This is a genomic window from Jiella endophytica (assembly GCF_004519335.1).
Classification (GTDB): Bacteria; Pseudomonadota; Alphaproteobacteria; order Rhizobiales; family Rhizobiaceae; genus Jiella; species Jiella endophytica.
This window is the reverse complement of sequence record NZ_SOZD01000007.1, coordinates 70,918-86,062: the sequence shown is the minus strand read 5'-3', so window position 1 is coordinate 86,062 and position 15,145 is coordinate 70,918. Positions and strand designations below refer to the sequence as shown.

The 15,145-nt window shown below is 66.1% G+C and carries 17 protein-coding genes and 1 tRNA gene; 11 read left to right on the top strand and 7 right to left on the bottom strand.

Annotated elements, in window-relative coordinates; all coding sequences use genetic code 11:
- Window positions 1-189: 189 nt before the first annotated feature.
- The 3 genes from E3C22_RS20395 to E3C22_RS20385 all read right to left on the bottom strand — a co-directional run bounded on the left by E3C22_RS20395 (window position 190) and on the right by E3C22_RS20385 (window position 3,129).
- Window positions 190-1,407 carry an ABC transporter substrate-binding protein gene (locus E3C22_RS20395; protein ID WP_134763730.1) on the bottom strand — a complete coding sequence of 406 codons (1,218 nt, stop codon included), beginning with the start codon at window positions 1,405-1,407 and terminating at the stop codon, window positions 190-192.
- Between the two features lie 610 nt (window positions 1,408-2,017).
- Window positions 2,018-2,107: transfer RNA gene (locus E3C22_RS20390), tRNA-Ser, on the bottom strand.
- Between the two features lie 515 nt (window positions 2,108-2,622).
- Entirely contained in the window at window positions 2,623-3,129 is a 507-nt protein-coding gene (locus tag E3C22_RS20385; RefSeq protein ID WP_134763729.1) for a hypothetical protein, read from the bottom strand.
- A 153-nt stretch (window positions 3,130-3,282) separates the two neighbouring features.
- Between E3C22_RS20385 and E3C22_RS20380 the strand changes: the two genes are divergently transcribed.
- Window positions 3,283-3,630, top strand: a complete 348-nt coding sequence (locus E3C22_RS20380; RefSeq protein WP_134763728.1) for a DUF952 domain-containing protein — start codon at window positions 3,283-3,285, stop codon at window positions 3,628-3,630.
- Window positions 3,631-3,672: 42 nt separating this feature from the next.
- On the top strand, window positions 3,673-4,770 hold the full coding sequence (locus E3C22_RS20375; protein WP_134763727.1) for a quinone-dependent dihydroorotate dehydrogenase: 1,098 nt from the start codon (window positions 3,673-3,675) through the stop codon (window positions 4,768-4,770).
- A gap of 39 nt (window positions 4,771-4,809) precedes the next feature.
- On the opposite strand, the gene E3C22_RS20370 is transcribed toward E3C22_RS20375, so the two are convergent.
- Both E3C22_RS20370 and E3C22_RS20365 read right to left on the bottom strand, forming a co-directional pair.
- Window positions 4,810-5,481 carry a ceramidase domain-containing protein gene (locus tag E3C22_RS20370; RefSeq protein WP_134763726.1) on the bottom strand — a complete coding sequence of 224 codons (672 nt, stop codon included), beginning with the start codon at window positions 5,479-5,481 and terminating at the stop codon, window positions 4,810-4,812.
- A gap of 354 nt (window positions 5,482-5,835) precedes the next feature.
- The gene (locus E3C22_RS20365) at window positions 5,836-7,125 is read right to left on the bottom strand and encodes a glycerophosphodiester phosphodiesterase family protein (RefSeq protein ID WP_206027000.1); all 1,290 of its coding nucleotides are present in this window, start codon (window positions 7,123-7,125) and stop codon (window positions 5,836-5,838) included.
- Window positions 7,126-7,307: 182 nt separating this feature from the next.
- Here E3C22_RS20365 and E3C22_RS20360 point away from each other — a divergent pair, with 182 nt between their 5' ends.
- From E3C22_RS20360 to E3C22_RS20345, 4 genes are all read left to right on the top strand, one after another.
- Window positions 7,308-8,894 carry an SLC13 family permease gene (locus E3C22_RS20360; RefSeq protein WP_134763724.1) on the top strand — a complete coding sequence of 529 codons (1,587 nt, stop codon included), beginning with the start codon at window positions 7,308-7,310 and terminating at the stop codon, window positions 8,892-8,894.
- 25 nt (window positions 8,895-8,919) lie between these two features.
- Window positions 8,920-9,528, top strand: a complete 609-nt coding sequence (locus E3C22_RS20355; RefSeq protein WP_167591846.1) for a DUF2380 domain-containing protein — start codon at window positions 8,920-8,922, stop codon at window positions 9,526-9,528.
- 195 nt (window positions 9,529-9,723) lie between these two features.
- Window positions 9,724-10,173 (top strand): DUF2852 domain-containing protein, encoded by a 450-nt coding sequence (locus E3C22_RS20350; RefSeq protein ID WP_134763722.1) that lies wholly within the window; start codon window positions 9,724-9,726, stop codon window positions 10,171-10,173.
- Window positions 10,174-10,378: 205 nt separating this feature from the next.
- Window positions 10,379-11,254 carry a M48 family metallopeptidase gene (locus tag E3C22_RS20345; RefSeq protein ID WP_245515107.1) on the top strand — a complete coding sequence of 292 codons (876 nt, stop codon included), beginning with the start codon at window positions 10,379-10,381 and terminating at the stop codon, window positions 11,252-11,254.
- Between the two features lie 78 nt (window positions 11,255-11,332).
- On the opposite strand, the gene E3C22_RS20340 is transcribed toward E3C22_RS20345, so the two are convergent.
- On the bottom strand, window positions 11,333-11,785 hold the full coding sequence (locus tag E3C22_RS20340; RefSeq protein ID WP_134763721.1) for a helix-turn-helix domain-containing protein: 453 nt from the start codon (window positions 11,783-11,785) through the stop codon (window positions 11,333-11,335).
- Between the two features lies 1 nt (window position 11,786).
- The gene (locus tag E3C22_RS20335; RefSeq protein ID WP_134763720.1) at window positions 11,787-12,170 is read right to left on the bottom strand and encodes a DUF4258 domain-containing protein; all 384 of its coding nucleotides are present in this window, start codon (window positions 12,168-12,170) and stop codon (window positions 11,787-11,789) included.
- 130 nt (window positions 12,171-12,300) lie between these two features.
- Between E3C22_RS20335 and E3C22_RS20330 the strand changes: the two genes are divergently transcribed.
- From E3C22_RS20330 to cutA, 5 genes are read left to right on the top strand one after another with little or no spacing between them, the layout of a single operon-like run.
- Window positions 12,301-12,960: a phosphoribosylanthranilate isomerase gene (locus E3C22_RS20330; protein ID WP_134763719.1), complete on the top strand. Its 660-nt coding sequence runs from the start codon at window positions 12,301-12,303 to the stop codon at window positions 12,958-12,960.
- 9 nt (window positions 12,961-12,969) lie between these two features.
- The gene (gene trpB / locus E3C22_RS20325; protein ID WP_134763718.1) at window positions 12,970-14,187 is read left to right on the top strand and encodes a tryptophan synthase subunit beta; all 1,218 of its coding nucleotides are present in this window, start codon (window positions 12,970-12,972) and stop codon (window positions 14,185-14,187) included.
- Between the two features lie 3 nt (window positions 14,188-14,190).
- The gene (locus E3C22_RS20320; RefSeq protein ID WP_134763717.1) at window positions 14,191-14,472 is read left to right on the top strand and encodes a hypothetical protein; all 282 of its coding nucleotides are present in this window, start codon (window positions 14,191-14,193) and stop codon (window positions 14,470-14,472) included.
- Window positions 14,465-14,818, top strand: coding sequence for a hypothetical protein (locus tag E3C22_RS20315; protein ID WP_134763716.1), 354 nt, complete (start codon window positions 14,465-14,467; stop codon window positions 14,816-14,818). The genes E3C22_RS20320 and E3C22_RS20315 overlap by 8 nt, the downstream gene beginning before the upstream one ends.
- Entirely contained in the window at window positions 14,815-15,141 is a 327-nt protein-coding gene (gene cutA, locus E3C22_RS20310; RefSeq protein WP_134763715.1) for a divalent-cation tolerance protein CutA, read from the top strand. The genes E3C22_RS20315 and cutA overlap by 4 nt, the downstream gene beginning before the upstream one ends.
- Window positions 15,142-15,145: the final 4 nt, after the last annotated feature.

Sequence of the window (15,145 nt, the reverse complement as noted above, 5' to 3'; positions counted from 1 at the left end):
CTTTCGGAAGGGGCGATCTGCTGGCTGTCGGGATGTTGCCGACAGCAAGGGGGAGAAGCCGCCTGGAGCGCCGTGCGTCCGAACGGACGCACAAGGGACGCTCAAAGTGATCGAATCACCGCATCGTGCTTTTGAGAAAATCGTTCCCGATTTTCGGGCCGATGCTGTGGCGCCTTCTCCGGGCTTGGCTCAGAGCTCGCCCATCTTGCAGCCGATCTCTTCCTGCGTGCCGAAGGCCTTGAGGGTGTCCTCCTTGCCGCTGGTCGAGGTGCCGATCACGTTCATGTAGTCCCACTTGTCGGTGATCTCGTCCTTCACCTGGACGATCACCGACGGGCGGATGAGCTGGTGATCCCATTTGCGGAAGTAATAGGGGAACTCGCCGGCGTCGTAGGTCCAGGATTCGATCTGCTTGACGACCTCCTTCGGATCGGTGCTGCCGGCAGCTTCGATCGAATCGAGCATGGCGGTCATCGCGAACCAGCCGGACCAGGCCTTGTCCGAAGGCGGCTGGCCGTGCTCCTCCTCATAGGCCTCGACGAACTTCTTCTCGACGTCGGGATTGGCGGGATCGTTGTAGTACCAGGGCTTCACGTGGATTCCGGTCGAAGCGTCCGGACCGATGTCCCAGAAGTCGGTGTCCGAAACGGCGACTTCGTAGACCGGGATCTCGCCTTGCATCCCGAGTTCGCGCCACTGCTTCAAAAAGTTCGACAGATCGAGGCCGACGAGGGCGCCGAACACGGCATCTGGCGAGGCCTGGCGGATCTTGAGAATGTAGGAAGAGTAGTCGGCGGTGTTGACCGGGACTTCGTCATTGCCGGCTTCCGAGGCACCGACACCGTCCAGCATCGAGCGCGCCGTGCGCAGCACGTCCTGGCCGAAGGCGTAGGACGGCGTCATGAAATAGAGCTTCTGATCCTTCAGCCGGTCGAACACGGCCGAGACCTGCACCGGCACGGGTGCCTGGGTGCGAAACGTATAGCGGTTGCAGCTCGCCCCGGTCACCTCGGACGCCGCGGACCCGGCGGAAATGAAGGGGATCTTCTCGCGCTCGGCGACCGGCATCATCGCCAGCGTCGCGGAACTGGAATTGCCGCCCACCACGCCGGCGACGCTATAGTCGTCGGCCATCTTCTGCATGTTCTGCTGGGCCACCTGCGGGCTCGCCTCGTCGAGCCAGACGGTCTTGATGTCCCTGCCGAGAACCTTGCCGCCATGGAGCTCGATCGCCAGTTCGGCGCCGCGTGCCATGCTCTGACCGATCGACGCGCTGGCGCCCTGTTTCGGCGTCAGGATGCCGAGCCTCACCGGGCCGTCCTGCGCCGATGCATCGGCGCCGAACGCGGCACTGCAGAGCATGGCGAGAGCAAACGCTCCGAGCGCCCCCTTTGGCTTGGTGACCATATTCCTTCCTCCCTGTTCGTCGAGCCGTCGGTTCGACGGCGCAATCTGCCGAAGGCATGGTCCTCCCCATCAAGGCCATGCTTCGGCCGGAACCTATCGGCGAAGCGCTGGCGAGGCATAATAGTATATTCCTCGGAAGCTATATCGAATTGATATGGCTTGGCGCCGAGCCGTCCCGCGGCCGCCTTGGCTCTGGATTGAGGTAGCCGCGATTGCTACCCGTGGCATATGCGCTCGCGCCGCGGCATGGTTTTTGGAAATGGCCAGCGTTCCGACCGCGACGACAATGATGGTTCGTTCGCCGGCGCTATAGCTTTCCAAGATAGGTGGCGCTCGGCAAGACGCAGCCACGATGGCCCGCGAAGCGCCGGCAGGCCGCCTGGCAATCCGCGCAAAAGAGTTCAGGATCGTCGATCGCACGGCGCCCCGTCGACAGGGAGCGCCGTTTAGTTGGACGCACTGCGCTCCAGGCGGATACCTCTCCGTCGCTGGCTAAGACCGATCCGGCATCTTTGGTCGGTTTCCGGAACAGCGATGGTCGTGAGAGGTCTGCGCCGCAAGTCTTCGGGACGATCCGGTACCCATGTCTCCGGGCCGGACAGAGGGCAAGTGGCGGTGAGAGAGGGATTCGAACCCTCGATACGGTTTCCCGTATACACGCGTTCCAGGCGTGCGCCTTCAACCACTCGGCCACCTCACCAATCCGAAAGACGTCTGACACCCTGCGGCCGCATGAGGCCCGGCAGGCTCTCGTCGCGAAGCGGTCTGAGGTGAGCGCCCGGGCCCGGTTGCGGCCCGTCTTCGAACGGCGCGGGGATATGACAGAACGCCCGCATCTTCAAGCCCTGATTTCGCTTTGCCGGTCGGGCGACCGGGCGAGGGCAGGCTGTCACCGTCCGGTCATGTGCCGGCGAAGCGGCGGTGGGGCAGCCATCTACGGCACGGGGTCGGGGCAATGCCGGTGTTTCGCGCGAGACCGGGGCAAGCGTGCGGGAGCCGAGGTCTCGCAAGGGGGGAGCACATAAGGGCGGGCCGGCGGAGTTCGTGGATGAGCAGGTATGACCCCGGGCGTCGATCCGAACCCGCAGGATGGACGCTGCCCGTGCGCCCGTCTGGGCCCGTGAGCTCATCGAGCCAGTCGGCCTGGCGCGATGGAAGTCCGAGGACCGATCTGGCTGCCCACTTGCGGCAATTCGAAGCGATCGCCCGGCCCGCTCAGGTGCGGTTCGGCAGCGGCTTGGCCCCGTCCTCGCGACCCTCTTCGAGTTCCTTGACGATGTCGGCAAAACCCCGGAACAGCTTCTGCATCCGCTCGATCGCAATGTCGGTCTCGTCGCTGCCGGTCAGCGCCGAGCCGCCCTCGGCAAGCTCGCTCTCGAGCGCCGAGACCCGCCGCTCCAGCGCCCTGATCCGCGCCTCAAAGGGCTGCGGCTCGCCGGCCGCCGGCGCCTTGCCGCAGCGGATGGTCTCGGCAGCCACCCGGCAGCTGGCGAGCTGGCCGGTGGCGGTGTCGAGTCTCGCGACGACACCGTCGATCCTGACGATCTCGTAGCGGCCGGGGCGTTCGCTCTCGCCACCATGCATCGCGCCGCCATGCATCGCGCCCCCATGCATCTCACCTATGGCGGATTGGGCGAGCGCCGGACCGGCGAGAAAGCTGGCTGCGGCAAAGCCGGCCAGCATCCGAAGGGCAGTCGTCCTGTGGCCGTTCGTCATCGCCATCTCCCCGCTTCCCCGCCAGCCGGCGCTGGCCCGCCTGCAACCGGCTGGAGCTTGCCGCTGCCGTCTCGACCAGTAGTGTCGCAAGCCAGGGTGGCCACGATGTGACGCCTGGCGAATTGATTTTCCGCCGATTGTTTGGCACCGCTGTTTTCCATGGAACGGACGATCTACAAAATCCTGCCCCGCGGCCTCTGGGCCGAAGCCAAGGCCGCCGGCCGGCTCGACGGGGCGCCCGTCGATCTCGCCGACGGCTACATCCACTTCTCGACCAGCGCCCAGGTCCGCGAGACAGCCGACCGGCATTTTGCCGGCATCGACGATCTCGTCCTCGTCGCCGTCGATCCGGCGCTGCTCGGGGATGCGCTGAAATACGAAAAATCCCGCGGCGGCGCGCTGTTTCCGCATCTTTACGCCAGCCTGCCGATCACCGCGGTGCTCTGGGTCGAGGATCTGCCGATCGGGGCGGACGGGCACCATCTCTTTCCCGGCGCGATGCGGTAATGGCCGCCCCAGCGCGTTCAAGCCCGTAACGAGGCCGGCCGCATGAGCCTTCTTTATCGTCTTGCCCGGCCGGCGCTGTTCCGGCTCGATGCCGAGCGCGCCCATGGCCTGTCGATCGAGGCGCTGCGGCGCGGCCTGATCCGCGATCTCGACATCCCTGTGGACGGCCGGCTGCATGTCGACGTCGCCGGCATCCGCTTTCCCAATCCGCTCGGCCTTGCGGCGGGCTACGACAAGAACGCCGAGGTGCCGGACGCGGCGCTGAAGCTCGGCTTCGGCTTCGTCGAGGTCGGCACGCTGACGCCGCAGCCCCAGGAGGGCAATCCCCGCCCGCGAATCTTCCGGCTGCCGAAGGCGCGCGGGGTGATCAACCGCCTCGGCTTCAACAATGACGGCCATGCCGACGCCGCCGAGCGGCTGGCGGCGCGGGCGAAGAAGCCCGGCATCGTCGGCGTGAATGTCGGCGCCAACAAGGATTCGCCAGACCGGCTCGCCGACTATGTGGAAGGCGTCAACGTCTTCGAGAGCTTCGCCAGCTATCTGACGATCAACATCTCCTCGCCGAACACGCCGGGTCTGCGGGCCTTCCAGTCGGGAAGCGAGCTCGACCGGCTGTTGAAGGCGGTGGTCGCGGCGCGCAACGGCTATGCGGCGATGACGGCGGGCGAGCGCAAGCCGGTCTTCGTCAAGGTCGCGCCGGATCTGACCGAGGACCAGATCGAGGAGATCGCCGATGCCGCCCGCCACCGCAAGGTCGACGGGCTGATCGTCGGCAACACCACGCTGTCGCGCGACGGCGTCGAGAAAGATCCCGTCGCGGGCGAGGCCGGCGGCCTTTCCGGCCGGCCGCTGATGCGACGCTCCACCTGGGTTCTGGCGCGCTTTCGCCGCGCCGTCGGGCCGGATTTTCCGCTGATCGGCGTCGGCGGCATCGAGGATGCACGCACCGCGATCATGAAGATCGAGGCGGGGGCCGATCTCGTCCAGCTCTATACCGGCCTCGTCTATGGTGGCCCGCATCTGCCGGCGCGGATCCTGAAGGGCATGCTGCGGGTGCTCGACATGGGCGATATCGAGACGATCTCTGCGCTGCGCGACCGTCGGGTCGACGATCTCCTCGCCGGCCCGCCGCCGGCCTGAGCGGCGCGTCCACACGCGGAGTTCCTGGAAAGAAGGTCGTCACGCGCGGTCGGTGGTTCGGCGCTCCGAGGCGGGGACGGTGTCGATCGCGGCGGCGACAAGCAGCCCGAGCGTTGCCGCATTGAGGATGTGCCAGAGGAAGTGCGTGCCCGTCGGCAGCGCGGCGCAGACCGGCTCGTCGACCATGCGAAAGGCGAGGGAGACGAAGAAGGTCGCGCCGGCCGCAAGGATCAGCGGCCCCGGCTCCCTGTGCCGGGCGACGAGAATGCCGCCGATGAGAAGCATCGCCAGCAGCCCCGGCAAATAGCCCGCCGAGGAACCGGCAATGGCGGCGAGCGCCGGCTCCGCCCCGAAGGATGCGGCGAAGAAGGCGAGCGTCCCGAGCCCCGCGACGAGCGGCGGCAGCAGGAAATAGCGGCGCAGCGCCAGCGCGAAATAGCCGTAGATGAAGACCGCGATGGGGATCACGTCGGCAAGGCTCGCCCAGCGCGTCGCGACGGTGTGGAAGGTGAAGGATCCGGCGCCGATCACCCCGACGAGGAGGCACAGCGCCTCGCTCGCCTTGTCCCTGCCGCCGCGCATCTTCCACAGGCCGTAGCCGAGAAAGGCGACGGCGATGAAGGCAAGGTTCGACCAGGCATTCAGCGGTTCGGCCCAGAAGGCGGCGGAGGTCCGCTCGCAATAGCCGTCGATCGATTCGCTCCAGTCCAACGGCAGTCAGCCCGGCATGATCTTCTGGGTGCCGGGCAACGCCCCGCCAGGGGTGACATCCGTTTGCCGGCGACCTCCTGCCGCGCGGCAGGGACACTCTTCAGAGCTGCGAGCCCCGCCGCAAATTTCCGTCACTGCCATTCACCCATCGATCTGCATTCCTCGCCGCATGGCGCCCGAAACGTCGCCTGGAGCGTCCAATCGGACGCGCCAGGGACGCTCCGGGTCATTCAATCACCGCATCGCGCTTTCGAAAACGATTTCGATTTTCGGGCCGACGCAGGCGCGACAAGCCGATTATGGCTGTCTCGCGGCGGCTTTCCAGCAAATAGAGGTCGTAAGGCGGAGTGCCGGTCAGTTTCCGGCGCTGGCCGTTCCCAAGCCGTCGAGGCCGAGGCAGTTGGCGAAGAAGGTCGTCGTCGCCGGCCAGTCGGAAAAGACACCGACGACGCCGATGTCGTTCGCCAGCGTATCCAGCAGCCGCAGCATGTCGGCGTCGGAATGCACCACGTCGGCAATGCTCTGATAGTACCAGCCGCCACCGCCGGAGAGCGGGCCGGAGCGTTCCAGCGACCAGGTGATGATCTTGAGGCCGGCCTTCTTCGCCGCCTTTGCGTAGGGCGAGGGGACGATGGCGCCGTCCTTGCCGGTCACCAGCATCCACAAAGGCGGCGCGATGATCTTGACGCCGGCATCCGCGAGCTCGGCCATCGTCGGCTCGAAGCTTTCCGGCTGCATCGGGTCGAAGCCCGGCAGGGTCTCGTCGCGGTCGTCGAGATAGACGGCCTGGCTGCCGAAGTCCGGATAGTGGGCGATCCAGAATTTCACGTCATCAAGGCGGAAGGACTGCGCAAAGACGTCCGAAGCCGGAATGCCCGCGGCCTTGTAGTCCTCGATCATCTGGCTGGCATAGGCTTCCTGGCTGTAGTCGCCGCCGAAGGGCATGGCGACTTCCGGCGTCTTCAGCTCGGGGGTGAACTTGCGGCCGAGCGACTTGATCAGAGCGATATAGCCCTTGTGGCTCATCACCTCGCCGGGCGCATAGAGCGTCGTGCGCCAGGTCGGATTGCCGCCCTGATAGGCTTCGGGCGTCGTCGCCGTCTTGTCGGAGGAATCCATCTTCGCCTTCAGCGTCATGAACTCCGCGAGGGTGAGGTCCGAGGTGCAGCATTTGGCGCTGGCCGCGCGGCCGCTCGCCGGATCGGCCGGCGCAAAGGGCTGGCTGCATTTTGCCGCGAGATCCGGCCGCGTCAGGATGTCGGTGGTGGTGTGGAGATCGCATTGGGAATGCCGGCAGACCAGCTCGCGATCGCTGGTGAAGGCGACGTCGCATTCGATGATGCCGGCGCCCTGCCGCGCTGCGGCGAGATAGGACTGTCGCGAGTGCTCGGGAAACTGCAGCGGCGCGCCGCGATGGCCGATCGACCATTCGGTCGGCTTCGTCGGCTTGCCGATGCAGGCGGAAAGCCTGTCCTTCAGCGGCCCGTCTTCGAGCCCGTCGACGAGGGCGAGCGGGCGCACGCCGACGCTCGCCTCGGCCATGGCGGCTGCGGCGGTGACCGGCGATTTTGCGGCGGTCTCGGCAAGGGCCGCACCGCTGTCGGCTGCGATGGCGGCGAAAAGGAGGATGGCGCGTCGGATCATCGGCATGATGGCGTCTCCCGAAGGTGGATGGCGGGCCTCAGCCTAGCTGCCGGCTGCAACGGCCGGGCGACAGGGTGACGTCATTTCGGTGTCGGAATTCCGTCGGCGATCGGCGCTGCACCTTGCTCCCGGCAGTCAGTCTGCCAGATCATAACCGGCGATTGTGATCGGGAGGACAGCGTATGGGTGCCGGCGAAGCGTCGAAAACGGACCGCGAGGCTCCAGGCGATGACACCGGCAAAGAGGGCTCGCTCCGGCTCGTTCCGGCGCTGATCGGGATTGCGCTGTTCGTCGCTCTCCTGCTGTTCCCGGCGCCGGAGGGCCTGTCGCCGGAAGCCTGGCGGGTGGTGGCCGTCGCGGCGTTGATGATCGTCTGGTGGGTGAGCGAGGCGATCCCCGTGCCGGCGACGGCGCTGGTGCCGCTCGTCCTCTTTCCGCTTCTCGGCGCGGTCGAGATGGAGGCCGCGGCCGCGCCCTATGCCGATCCGATCATCTTTCTCTTCATGGGCGGCTTCATGCTGGCGGCGGCGATGGAGAAGTGGAACCTCCATCGCCGCATCGCCCTCAACATCGTCGCCAGGACCGGCTCGCGCCAGCCGATGATCGTCCTCGGCTTCATGCTGGCGACGGCGTTCCTGTCGATGTGGGTGTCGAACACGGCGACGACGGTGATGATGCTGCCGATCGCTTTATCCGTCGCAAGGCTGCTCGAGGGCGAGACCGGCTCCGGCGAGGACATCGGCCGCTTTCCGCTGGCGCTGCTTCTGGGCGTCGCCTACGCCGCCTCGATCGGCGGCGTCGCGACGCTGATCGGCACGCCGCCCAATGCGCTCCTCGCCGGCAGCCTCAGCCAGGAATATGGCTACGACCTCGGCTTCGGGCGCTGGATGCTGATCGGCGTGCCGGTGGCGATCCTGATGCTGGCGATCTCCTGGCTGCTCCTCACCCGCTTCCTCGTCCGGCTCGACCGGCGCGAGATCGAGGGCGCCGCCGAGCTGATTGGCAGGCGGATCGCCGATCTCGGCGGCTGGTCGCGCGGCGAGGCGGTGGTCGGCGCCGTCTTCCTCGCGGCGGCGATCCTGTGGATCGGCCGGTCGTTTCTCGAGGATCTCATTCCGGGGCTCGACGACGCCGGCATTGCCATCGGCGCGGCGCTTCTCCTGTTTCTGATCCCCGCCGGGAAGGAGCGCAGGGATCCGGGCGGCAAGGGCTATGCGGTGCTCGACTGGCAGACGGCGACGAACCTTCCCTGGGGCGTGCTCCTCCTCTTCGGCGGCGGCCTGTCGCTCGCCAAGGCCGTTTCCAGCACCGGCCTCGACAAATGGATCGGCGAGGCGCTCGGCAGCGTCGGCAGCGCCGTGCCGCTGATCGGCCTGGTGCTGATCGTCGCGCTGGTGATCCTGCTTCTGACCGAGTTCACCTCCAATACCGCGACGGCCGCGACCTTCCTGCCGCTGGTCGCCGCCTTGTCCCTCGACCTCGGCGAGAACCCGCTGATGCTGAGCGTGCCGGCGGCGCTCGCCGCCTCGATGGCCTTCATGCTGCCGGTGGCGACGCCGCCCAATGCCCTCGTCTTTGCCTCGGGCAAGGTGACGATCCCGCAGATGGTCCGCTTCGGCGGCTTCCACAATCTCGCCGCGCTGATCGTCATCTCGACGGTCGGATATCTGATGCTGACGACGCTGTTCGGCGTCACCGCCGGCGAACTGCCGGAATGGGCCAATGGCGGCGGGGCGGAGGCCTCCGAAGGCGCCGCCGGCAAGAACTGAGGCGCCGCCGCGAGGAAGGGATGCCGTGCGCAAGGCGCGGCCGGATCGGGAGGAGATCATGCGGAACTGGGTGAGGATGCTGGCGATCGCCGCGCTGGCCGCGAGCGCGGACCCGTCCGTGGCAGGTGCCGAGACCGCCAAGGTCGGCAGCACGGCGGCGCCGACGATCGCCGTCGCAGCCTTCGACTACGAGGATACGTCCGGCGAGGTCCGCGACCAGACCGCCGAACACGCGGCTCGCCTGAAGGCCTTCCGCCAGGCGTTGGAGGATGGGCTGACCGGGGACCGCTACGCCGCCGTGTCGCTCGGATGCATCGACACCGAAGCCTGCAGCGTCGGCACGAAGCGTCCCGCGCCGCTGCTCGAAGAGGCCCGCAAGGCCGGCGCCGACTATTTCGTCTTCGGCGAGGTGCACAAGATGAGCACCCTCGTCGGCTTCGGCCGGGTGGACGTGCTCGATGTGGCGGAGGACCGCCTGGTCTTCGATCGGGTGATCACGTTTCGCGGCGACAGCGATGCAGCCTTTGCCCATGCCGCCGACTTCGTCGTCAAGGATGTTCTGAAAACCCTGGAAAGCTCCGCGAGCCAGGCCTCGGCTGACGATCCGTCGGCGCCGGTACGCGGCATCCGCTGACGTCTGCCACGAGAACCGGATGGGCGCCCCCGGAATGGCGTTCTCGACAATCGGTGATCGGCTCATCGATTTTCCTGCCGAAAGCATTGAACGGCGAAAAACCTCTCACCATCTTTCAATCATCGCCAACAAACGAGAGGTCGCTCTCCCGCGATGCTTGCTGTCGCGGCCATATTCGAAAGGAACGTGACTGCGATGACTTCACAAGCCCTGATCCGCCCGGCCTGGACGCCGGTGACGATTGCCGTGATGGTCGGCGGATTCTTTGTCTGGTGGCCGATTGGACTGGCAATGCTCGCCTACATCCTGTGGGGCGAGCGTCTCGAAGGCTTCAAGCGCGATGTCAACACTTCGACGGACAAGTTCATGTGCAGCATGAAGCGCAAAGGGTTCAAGCAGCCCTTCGGTTTCGAGCGGACCGGCAACGTTGCCTTCGACGACTGGCGCGAGGCCGAGCTTGCCCGTCTCGACGAGCAGCGCCGCAAGCTGAACGAGGCGGCCGCCGAGTTCGAGGCCTATGCCCGCGAGCTGCGCCGCGCCAAGGACCAGGAAGAGTTCGATCGTTTCATGCGCGATCGCCGCTCCCGCGACAGCGGCCCCGACAATGGCCGTGAGGGCCCGATCGTCGACGGCCATCCGGCCTGAGGCCAAAGCGTCGGCGGCCAATCAATGCGACGCTGACGTGATGACAATGGCGGCGGCATCCCCCGGGGTGCCGCCGCCATTTTTGTGGGCTAGACTTGCCTCGAGAGGCGCGGGGGATTCGCGTCGGAGCGGGCGTTGCAAACTCGCCCGGTCCGCCCTTGCCGCGCCACCCTTTTGCTCTTGCCGGATGATCGCCAGGCGCCTGATGCCCCAGCTTCTTCGCCGCAAACCGGAACCGCCGCTGCCCGAGACGATCGAACTCGCCGGCGGCGCATTACCACTGACATTCCGCAAGAACCCGCGGGCGAAACGGATGATCATGCGCATCGCGCCGGGCGGCGGCAGCCTGATCGTCACGGTGCCGCGGGGGCTTTCGGCCCGCAAGATCCGCGCCTTTCTCGAGCGCCATCGCGGCTGGGTCGAGGAGCGCATCTCCGGCGCCCCCGACCGGGTGATCATCGCGCCGGGGGCGGTGATCCCCCTTCATGGCGAGCCGACTTTGCTCGTTCATCGCGGCGGCCGGCTGGTGACGCGGCTCCAGACGCTGCCCGGCACCGGCGGGATGCTGTCTCCCGACGCCGGCAACCACCGTACCTCGGCTGATGATCTCTTCACGGCCGCCGGGCTCAGCTTCGACGAGGTCACGCCTCAACCGGGAGGCGCGGCGACGCCCGATGTCGAAGGCGTGCAGCGGCAGCTCCTCGTCGGCGGCGACGAGGGTCATTTCTCCCGCCGGGTCGTCGACTTTTTGAAGCGCCTGGCGCGCCGCGAGCTCGAGGCAGCGGTCAGGCGTCATGCCGAAACCGTCGGCCTCCATCCGAAGTCGATCAGCATCAAGGATACGACCAGCCGCTGGGGCTCCTGCACCCACGATCGCCGCCTCGCCTTTTCCTGGCGGATCGTCATGGCGCCGCCGGACGTCCTCGACTATCTCGCCGCCCACGAGGTGGCGCATTTCGTCGAGATGAACCACGGCGCGAAATTCTGGGCGCTCTGCGAAAGGCTTTGCCCGCATACCGAGGCCGGCAAGGCCTGGCTGAAGCGGCACGGCTCGGGGCTGCATGCGATCCGGGCGGGGTAAGAAAGGGCGCGGTCGCGACCCGATGCGCCCGTCGATAGCGATGATATCGGTGCAACCACCGGACGTGGACGACCTTGCCTATGCGGCGAGCGAGTAGCCGGCGGTCCCGCCATCCGCCGCGCGGATGGTGATTGGCTGAGCTTCGGCTGTGGGAACGCTGCGCTGCGCCAAGAGCTCGATGCCGACGTCGACCGGCAGCTTCAGCTTTTCGATCGCCATCCGGCGGATCAGCGTCTCGGCCGTCGGGTCGATCTCGATCTCATTGCGTTCCCAACGGCCGATCGACTGCTTGTCGCGATGGACGATCGCGGCGAGTTCAGCCTGTGTCAGGCCCATCTCGCTGCGCAGGAACCGCAGCTCCGGGCCACTGATGCCTTTCGGATGAGATATGATCGCGACTGAAATGATCCGATGAAGCTGATTGACGGCAGGGATGGTGACCATCTCTTCGCCATTTGCGTCGCGTTCGACCGCGATACCCTCGATATAGACATTGTCGAGACCGCTCTCGACGTAATGATGCCTCGTCATCTTATTCTCCGATGATCGATCCGGCGCGTGTCTCGAATTCGTCGAGCCACATCACGGTAACGATCGTAAGCTTTGCTGCCACCTGCTCCGGGATCACCACCACGCCGATCGATCGCGCGCCGCTGTTGGGAGTTCTGCTTTCCATCCGGTAGCAATCCTGTCCCGGAATGGTTGTCGGCTCGGCCGGACGACGAACGAAACCGTTTCTCAGAGCATAGAGGACGTCGGAGATGACCAGTCCTCGCTCCAGCAGGCGGTTGCGCGCATGCAAGCTGTACGAAAGGGCAAGGTCGCCGGACCTGGCGATGCTGCGAATGGCATCCGTCGCGTCGCGGGTCGACCAGGCCAGAAGCGTTCTCCTTCTGCCGCAGGAACGGGCAGGCATCCCGATGCCTCCCCATATATCACCATGATACATCGATCTCGGCAATGCCCTAGCCGCTGGCACCTCGCCTACAGGACAGGATTCGTCTCCGCTCTCGACATCGCCGCGGTTCGATGCCACTTCCCTTCCCATGCAAACCGACGTCAAAATCTGCGGCCTGTCGACGCCTGAGACCCTCGAAGCGGCGCTCGCCCGCGGCGCCTCGCATGTCGGCTTCGTGCATTTCGAGAAGAGCCCGCGGCACCTCGACATCGCGCCGATGGTCGATCTCGTTCGCCTCGTTAATGGCCGGGCCGAGACCGTCATCGTCACCGTCGATCCGGACGACGACCTTCTGGCCCGCTTTGCCGGTGAGGTGCGCCCGGACTGGCTGCAGGTGCATGGCCGCGAGACGCCGGAGCGCGTTGCCGAGGTGAAGTCGCGAACCGGGCTGAAGGTGATGAAGGCGCTACCGGTCGCCGAGAGCGCCGATCTTGATGTCGTCGCGCGCTATCGGACGGTGGCCGACCGCATCCTGCTCGATTCCAGGCGCCCGAAAGGCTCGAACCTTCCCGGCGGCAACGGCGTTTCCTTCGACTGGACGCTGCTTCGAACCCTTGACCCGGATCTTGACTACATGCTTTCCGGAGGGATCGACGCGGAGAACGTCGCCGAAGCGATGCGGATCGCGCGCCCCTGCGGCATCGACATTTCCTCCGGCGTCGAGAGCGCGCCGGGGATCAAGGACGTCGGCCGCATCAACGCTTTCTTCGACGCGCTGGGCCGGATCGCCGCCGGGACGCCAGCCTGAAAGGCCACCATGAACCAGCAACTGCCCAACTCCTTCCGCGCCGGCCCCGACGAAGAGGGCCGCTTCGGCCTGTTCGGCGGCCGCTTCGTCGCCGAAACGCTGATGCCGCTGATCCTCGATCTGCAGCAGCATTGGAACGCCGCGCGCAACGATCCGGAATTCCGCGCCGAACTGGACGGGCTGAACACGCACTACACCGGCCGGCCGTCGCCGCTCTATTTCGCCGAGCGGCTGACGGAAGAGCTGGGCGGCGCCAAGATCTACTTCAAGCGCGACGAGCTCAACCACACCGGCTCGCACAAGATCAACAACTGCCTCGGCCAGATCCTGCTCGCTCGGAAGATGGGCAAGACCCGGATCATCGCTGAGACCGGCGCTGGCCAGCACGGCGTCGCGACGGCGACGGTGTGCGCCCGCTTCGGCCTGCCCTGCGTCGTCTATATGGGCGCCACCGACGTTGAGCGGCAGGCGCCGAACGTCTTCCGCATGAAGCTCCTCGGCGCCGAGGTGATCCCCGTCACCGCCGGCCACGGCACGCTAAAGGATGCGATGAACGAGGCGCTGCGCGACTGGGTCACCAATGTCGATTCGACCTATTATCTGATCGGCACCGCCGCCGGCCCCCACCCCTATCCGGAACTGGTGCGCGAGTTCCAGTCGGTGATCGGCAAGGAGGTCCGCGAGCAGATCATGGCGGCCGAGGGCCGGCTGCCGGACATGCTGGTCGCCGCTGTCGGCGGCGGCTCGAACGCCATCGGTCTCTTCCATCCCTTCCTCGACGACAAGGATGTCTCGATCGTCGGCGTCGAGGCCGGCGGCAAGGGGCTCGACGGCGAGGAGCATTGCGCCTCGTTGACGGCCGGCTCGCCGGGCGTTCTCCACGGCAACCGCACCTATCTCCTCCAGGACGGCGACGGCCAGATCAAGGAAGGCCATTCGATCTCGGCCGGCCTCGACTATCCGGGCATCGGGCCCGAGCATTCCTGGCTGAAGGATTCCGGCCGGGTCGAATACGTCCCGATCATGGATACCGAAGCGCTCGCCGCCTTCCAGATGCTGACCCGCACCGAGGGGATCATTCCGGCGCTGGAGCCCGCCCATGCGCTGGCCGAGGTGATCAAGCGGGCGCCGACGATGGGCCGCGACCAGATCATCGTGATGAATCTCTGCGGCCGCGGCGACAAGGACGTCCACACGGTGGCAAAACATCTCGGCATGGAGATGTAATTTATGAAGACGATCCGATCTCCTTTAACCGCGGAAGAGATCAGGCGTTTCTTGGATGCGACGATCGGGAGCGATCAGCCCTGCCCCAGGTGTGACACGAGGCAGTGGATATATCCGCAGGAGGATGAAAACGGCCAGATGCTTGGCTTGAGTATCACAGATGCCAGCGGAAATATCTCGGGTGTCTACACCACCATCGTCCTGCATTGTGCGAATTGCGGATTCGTCTCGCCTCATGCAAAAAGCGTGGTGGTGAATTGGCTCAACGAGAATCCGAGTGGCTGACGACAACATCGTCCAGTTTCCAGACGGCGGTGGACCCAGGGATGCCGGTGGAGCAGGAGGCGGCGACGGCATGGAAGCACGTGTAGCCAAGCTCGAAGCGGGCGTGGGGCATATTGAACAGGACGTGTCCGAACTTCGCACAGACATGAAGGACGTCCGTGATCGGCTCGCTCGGCTTGAGGAGCGTGTGTCGCATCTTCCCGGCAAAGGCTTCATCGTCACGGCCCTGATTATCGGTTTTGCCGTCACTGCAGGGCTCGTCACCTTCCAGTCCCGCATCCAGTCTTTTGTGACTGGACCAAAGCCATCTGCTGCATCATCGACGAGCCAGCCGGGGACGCCATGACCGACATCGTCGAAATCCACGTCACCTGTCCCTCGCTGCTCGATGCGCGGGAGATCGCCGGCAAGCTGCTCGACGAGAAGCTCGCGGCCTGCTGCAACATCCCGGTCAAGGAGATCGACAGCCGCTACTGGTGGAAGGCCAAGCGCGAGCGCCAGGACGAGTGGCGGCTGCAGGTGAAGACGAGGGCGGATCTCTTCGAGGCCTGCGCGGCGCTGATCCGCGATGCCCACCCCTACGAGACGCCGGCGATCTTCGGCTTCAAAGTCGATTTCGTCGACGCGGCGACGCGATCCTGGATCGAGCAATCCTGCCGCCCGGCATAGCCGG

Excerpts from the sequence above, each read along its gene's own strand:
- E3C22_RS20395 (WP_134763730.1), bottom strand. The coding sequence starts at position 1,407 with ATGGTCACCAAGCCAAAGGGGGCGCTCGGAGCGTTTGCTCTCGCCATG.
- E3C22_RS20385 (WP_134763729.1), bottom strand. The coding sequence starts at position 3,129 with ATGGCGATGACGAACGGCCACAGGACGACTGCCCTTCGGATGCTGGCC.
- E3C22_RS20380 (WP_134763728.1), top strand. The coding sequence starts at position 3,283 with ATGGAACGGACGATCTACAAAATCCTGCCCCGCGGCCTCTGGGCCGAA.
- E3C22_RS20375 (WP_134763727.1), top strand. The coding sequence starts at position 3,673 with ATGAGCCTTCTTTATCGTCTTGCCCGGCCGGCGCTGTTCCGGCTCGAT.
- E3C22_RS20365 (WP_206027000.1), bottom strand. The coding sequence starts at position 7,125 with ATGATCCGACGCGCCATCCTCCTTTTCGCCGCCATCGCAGCCGACAGC.
- E3C22_RS20360 (WP_134763724.1), top strand. The coding sequence starts at position 7,308 with ATGGGTGCCGGCGAAGCGTCGAAAACGGACCGCGAGGCTCCAGGCGAT.
- E3C22_RS20350 (WP_134763722.1), top strand. The coding sequence starts at position 9,724 with ATGACTTCACAAGCCCTGATCCGCCCGGCCTGGACGCCGGTGACGATT.
- E3C22_RS20345 (WP_245515107.1), top strand. The coding sequence starts at position 10,379 with ATGCCCCAGCTTCTTCGCCGCAAACCGGAACCGCCGCTGCCCGAGACG.
- E3C22_RS20340 (WP_134763721.1), bottom strand. The coding sequence starts at position 11,785 with ATGACGAGGCATCATTACGTCGAGAGCGGTCTCGACAATGTCTATATC.
- E3C22_RS20335 (WP_134763720.1), bottom strand. The coding sequence starts at position 12,170 with ATGCCTGCCCGTTCCTGCGGCAGAAGGAGAACGCTTCTGGCCTGGTCG.
- E3C22_RS20330 (WP_134763719.1), top strand. The coding sequence starts at position 12,301 with ATGCAAACCGACGTCAAAATCTGCGGCCTGTCGACGCCTGAGACCCTC.
- trpB (WP_134763718.1), top strand. The coding sequence starts at position 12,970 with ATGAACCAGCAACTGCCCAACTCCTTCCGCGCCGGCCCCGACGAAGAG.
- E3C22_RS20320 (WP_134763717.1), top strand. The coding sequence starts at position 14,191 with ATGAAGACGATCCGATCTCCTTTAACCGCGGAAGAGATCAGGCGTTTC.
- cutA (WP_134763715.1), top strand. The coding sequence starts at position 14,815 with ATGACCGACATCGTCGAAATCCACGTCACCTGTCCCTCGCTGCTCGAT.